General features: G+C 58.8%; 5 protein-coding genes. All 5 read left to right on the top strand.

What is annotated here, in order from left to right:
* Positions 1-846, top strand: an 846-nt coding sequence (locus ACIQ47_RS14675) for a 4-hydroxyphenylpyruvate dioxygenase (protein ID WP_396438812.1), incomplete at its 5' end; no start/stop codon positions are given.
* Between the two features lie 94 nt (positions 847-940).
* Complete coding sequence (locus tag ACIQ47_RS14670) at positions 941-1,819, top strand: sugar phosphate isomerase/epimerase family protein (RefSeq protein ID WP_396438811.1); 879 nt, start codon at positions 941-943, stop codon at positions 1,817-1,819.
* A gap of 120 nt (positions 1,820-1,939) precedes the next feature.
* Positions 1,940-2,929: a Bug family tripartite tricarboxylate transporter substrate binding protein gene (locus ACIQ47_RS14665; protein WP_396438810.1), complete on the top strand. Its 990-nt coding sequence runs from the start codon at positions 1,940-1,942 to the stop codon at positions 2,927-2,929.
* A 24-nt stretch (positions 2,930-2,953) separates the two neighbouring features.
* On the top strand, positions 2,954-3,454 hold the full coding sequence (locus ACIQ47_RS14660; RefSeq protein ID WP_396438809.1) for a tripartite tricarboxylate transporter TctB family protein: 501 nt from the start codon (positions 2,954-2,956) through the stop codon (positions 3,452-3,454).
* The coding region (locus tag ACIQ47_RS14655) for a tripartite tricarboxylate transporter permease (protein WP_396438808.1) at positions 3,451-4,853 on the top strand (1,403 nt) is incomplete at its 3' end. The genes ACIQ47_RS14660 and ACIQ47_RS14655, both read left to right, overlap by 4 nt.

Genomic DNA, 4,853 nt, shown 5'->3' with positions numbered 1-4,853 from the left:
GTGCCCGACATGCCCAACCGATTGGGCATCGCGGGCATTGAATTCATCGAATACGCCACCAGCCGTCCGCAGGCGCTGGGCCAAGTGCTGGAGAACATGGGTTTTCGGCCCGTGGCGCGTCACCGATCGCGCGAGGTGACGCTGTACCGCCAGGGCAGCATGAACCTGGTGGTCAACGCCAGCCTAGACGATGCCCGCGTGAGCGGCACGGTAGAAGGCCAACCCGCGATCTCGGCCGTGGCCTTTCGGGTGCAAGACGCCCTGAAGGCGCACACCCGCTGCCTGGATCTGGGCGCATGGAACGTGGACAGCCACGCCCAAGCGATGGAGCTGCACATTCCCGCCATCCACGGACCCGGCGGCAGCCGCTTTTACTTTGTGGACCGCTGGCAAGAATTCTCTATTTACGAGATCGATTTCAAGCCCATTCCCACGGTGGACCCGAACCCACCTGCGCTGGCAGGCATGAGCTACTTTGGCGTGGTGCAGTACATCGGTGCGGCCCGCAGCGCCGACTGGCAGACTTATTACGAACACATGTTCGACTTCAGCAGCATCCCCGATGAAGAGCGCTTTGGCATCTTGCCCAAGGGCAAGCTGATGAAAAGCCCTTGCGGCAGTTTCCTTTGGCAACTGGTGGAGCCCGAGCCCTGGATGGACGCCGACGACAGCCCCGAGTGCTTGCAGCGCATGGGCTTTGGCGTGCCCGATGTGGGGCAGGCGGTGGCTGCGCTCAAGGCGCATGGTGTGGAGTTTGTGGAATCGACCCAGCTGCACCCTGAAGACCGGGGCGCGCTCACCCGCGCCACGCTGGGCTCGGTCGCTTTTGAACTGGTTCACCAGTGAAAAAAATGAAGCCCCCACGTTCATCACTTCGTGTATTCACTGCCCCCCAAGGGGGCGTTGGCCTCCCTTGGGGCGGCCCTGCCGGAGACCTGCCATGAACATGCTTGACGGCTACGGCATGGACACCATCACCATGGCGGGCACCCTGGAGGCCAAGCTGGCCGCCATGAAAGGTGCTGGTTTTTCTCAGGTGATGCTGATGGCGCGCGATCTGGTCACGCACCCGGGGGGTGTGCAGGCTGCTGTCGCTGCGGTGCAGGCCAGCGGCATGCGGCCCACCGGCTTTCAGGTGCTGCGCGATTTTGAAGGCCTATCGGGCCATTTGCACAGCTATAAGCTCGACATCGCGAAAGCCATGCTGCAGATGTGCGCGGCTACTGGCAGCAAGGTCTTGTTGGCATGTTCGTCCACCTCGCGCCACGCCACGCAAGACCTCGACGCCATCGCCGCTGATTTGAAAAAACTCGCCATGCTGGCGGTGCCGCTGGGCATCCAGATCGCTTACGAAGCGCTGTCCTGGGGCCGCACCGTCAACGAATTCACCACCAGCTGGGACGTGGTTTGCCGCGCCGACTGCCCCAACCTCGGCATGGGCATCGACTCCTTCCACATCTTTGCGGCCAAGACCTCATTGGAGGCCATCGAAGCGCTGGACCCGTCCAAAATTTTTCTGGTTCAGCTGTCCGACTTCATGTGGCAAGAAACCCCCACCTTTGAAGAGCGCATGACCACCGCTCGCACCTTTCGCGTGTTCCCTGGCGAGGGCGTGCACAGCGAGCAGCTGGCCGATTTGGTGCTGCGCCTGGACCGCATTGGTTACCGGGGTGACTACAGCTTTGAGGTCTTCAACGACGACTACCAGCAACTGCCGCTGGAGACCGTGGCCGAGCGAGCCCGCAAGAGCGCGACTTGGTTGCACCAGGACGTGCTGCACAAAGCCGCGCCGCTGCCTGCGTGGGTGCGGGGGAATTGAGGTCAAACCTTATGAGTGCTTTCCCTGATGCGCCTTGTATGGCATTGGACTGGCCCTAAGATCTCGCAACGCCGCATTTCCATGTTGGGCGTTGACGTTCTTTTCTTACAGGAGATATTCATGAATTTCGTTCGCCGCAGTTTGACGCTGGCATCCCTGGTCATGGCCAGTGGTCTGGCCTGCGCCCAAGCCTTTCCTGACCGGGAGTTGTCCGGCGTCATCATGTGGGGCGCCGGTGGTGCCACCGATGTGGTGGCCCGTGCCGTGGCACCCTTTGCTGAAGAAGCCCTCGGCAAAAAAATCGTGATGCAAAACAAGTCGGGGGGTGCGGGTGCCATATCGACGAACTTTGTGAACCAGCAAGCCTCTGACGGCTACACCCTGCTGATGGGCGCAGAAAACCCCCAGTTGCACGGCGTGCTGGGCTTGGGTGAACTGGATTACTCCAAGTTTTACCCTGTGAACATTTTGGGCCGCGGCATTGTGGTCATCGTGGCCAACAAGGACAAGCCTTGGAAGTCCTTCAAGGACGTGCTGGCCGATGCCCAAGCCAACCCCGGCAAAGTCAAGATGGGCTCCACTGGCCCTGGCGGATTGCCGCACAGCGTGGGTTCCATGATCGGCACCCTCACCAAGATGCCGGTCACAGCGGTCCCCTTTGATGGCGAAGGCCCAGGCCTCACGGCTTTGCAAGGCGGTCATGTGGACTTCATGCCGGTGGGCTTGGGCGCTGCTTCAGAGCACATCAAAGCCGGTCGTGTGAAGGCCTTGGCGGTGTTGAGCGATAAACCTTTTGAAGGCATTCCAGCGCTGACCGGTGACCTGCCCGGCATTGCCAAGTATTTGCCTTGGGGTCCGTTTTATGGCGTGTTCGTCAAGCGCGATGTGCCCGATGCGGTCAAAACCAAACTGACGGCCTCGTTCAAAACTGCAGCCACCAACCCACAGTTCGTCAAGTTGATGACCGACCGTGGCAACGCGATGATGAACATCTCGGGCAACGAAGCTGACGCTTTCCTGAAAAAGTGGCAATCGGTGACGGCCTGGACCTTGCAGGAAGCCGGAGTGGCCAAGAAGTCGCCAGCCGATCTGGGCATTGCCAAGCCCTGATGCCACGAGACTGCGGAGATGACCATGGCTGATAAAAAAACGCGTCTGCCCGGTGAGTTGACCTTCACCGTTTTGCTGCTGCTGGGCAGTTTGTTTTTGCTTTACCAGGCCTATGGCATCTCCGGTTTTGAGTCCATCACTTCGGCGGGCATGTTTCCCATGCTGTCAGCCTTGGTGATGGCGGTCACGGCTTTCTTGGCCATCTTGGGTGTCGCCAAGGCCCCGGCTGAGCGGCTGGTCGCGGGGGAGAACTTGCGCCAAAGCTTCGTTCGCCGAATCACACCGCCCGTGTTTGTGCTGTTCACTTTGGCTGTGGTGGGCTTCATGCTGCTCTTGAACAAGTTGGGTTTTGTGGTGTCGGCTTATTTGTTTTTGGTTGTGTCCATGCGTTTGTTGGGCAGTGTGCGCTGGTTGTTCAATCTGATGCTCAGCGCCATTTCTTTAGGGGTGGTCTACCTGATTTTTCAAACGATTTTCTCGGTCATTTTGCCCAAAGGCACTTGGTGGGTGGGGGTGTGGACATGATGCAGTCGCTTGAATTTTTCTTGATTTCCTGGACCAGTCCTTATCTGATTTTCTTGATTGCAGCGGGCACCTTTGCCGGCATCTACATCGGGGCCATTCCGGGTCTCTCGGTCACCATGGCGGTGTCCATCCTGATCTCATTCACTTTCAAATGGCCGATCAACGATGCCTTGGCTGTGATTTCCGGTATTTTTCTGGGGGGCGTTTATGGGGGGTCGCGCAGCGCCATTTTGCTCAACATCCCCGGCGCACCAGCGGCCATTGCGACGGGTTTGGATGGTTATCCCATGGCCAAGCGGGGTGAGGCCGGTGCTGCCATTGGCATGACCACCGTGATGTCGGTCATCGGTGGTTTTGTAGGCATTGCCGCGTTGGCGATCGCCGCACCTGCGTTGTCAGAATTTGCATTGATGTTTGCCCCGCGCGATTATTTGTTGCTGGCCATTTGGGGCATTTTGCTGGTGGGCGCTTTGTCGGGCGGTTCCTTGGCCAAGGGCATTTTTGCCGGGGCTTTGGGGGTGCTGATCGGGATGGTGGGCCTGGACCCGATGACGGCCGAACCGCGCTTGACATTTGGCAACGTTCAATTGACGGCAGGCATTTCTTACGTGGCCGCCATGATCGGTTTTTTTGGCGTGGCCGAGGTGCTGGTTCAGTTGCATGAGCTCAAGCTCAAAGCGGTCAAGCAAAACGTCAGCAAGATCGTTCCCTCCTGGGGCCTGATTCGCAAATACCTGCCGCTGTCACTGCGTTCTTCTGGCATTGGCGTGGTGGTAGGTGCCTTGCCTGGCGCGGGGGGCGACATTGCCGCCTTGCTGGCCTATGACCATGCCAAGCGCACCGTCAAGAACCCCTCTCATCCTTTTGGCGAAGGCGCTTACGAGGGGCTGGTGGCACCCGAGTCGGCCAACAATGCTGCGGTGGGTGGTGCTTACATTCCGATGATGACACTCGGCATTCCGGGCGACGCCGTGACGGCGGTGATCATTGGCGCGCTTTACATCCACGGACTCAAACCCGGCCCGATGTTGATGATCGAAACGCCCCATTTGTTCTGGTACATCGTGGGCACCTTGGTGTTGGCCAATTGCTTCTTGCTGATTTTTGGCCTGACCGGGATCAAGTTGTTTGCCAAGCTGGTGGAAACACCCAAACCCATTTTGCTGCCCATGATTTTGGTGTTGTCGGCCGTGGGTGCCTACGCCATCAACAACAACCCGGTGGATGTCTTCTGGATGTTGGGTTGCGGCATCTTTGGCTATTTCCTCAAGATGTACGGCTACCAAGTCGGTCCGGTCATCTTGGGCATGATCCTTGGACCGTTGATGGACCGAAGTTACCGACAGGCCATGATTTCAGCCGAAGGCCAGCCCGTTCAATTTGTCACCGAATTCTTCAC

It is taken from the genome of Limnohabitans sp. (genome assembly GCF_044373035.1).
In the GTDB taxonomy this organism is placed as follows: Bacteria; Pseudomonadota; Gammaproteobacteria; order Burkholderiales; family Burkholderiaceae_C; genus Limnohabitans_A.
The sequence above is the reverse complement of the archived record's forward strand: the minus strand, read 5'-3'. Positions and strand labels throughout refer to the sequence as shown.

Bases quoted from the DNA above. Each gene is read 5' to 3' on its own strand.
- ACIQ47_RS14670 (WP_396438811.1), top strand. From the start codon at position 941: ATGAACATGCTTGACGGCTACGGCATGGACACCATCACCATGGCGGGC.
- ACIQ47_RS14665 (WP_396438810.1), top strand. From the start codon at position 1,940: ATGAATTTCGTTCGCCGCAGTTTGACGCTGGCATCCCTGGTCATGGCC.
- ACIQ47_RS14660 (WP_396438809.1), top strand. From the start codon at position 2,954: ATGGCTGATAAAAAAACGCGTCTGCCCGGTGAGTTGACCTTCACCGTT.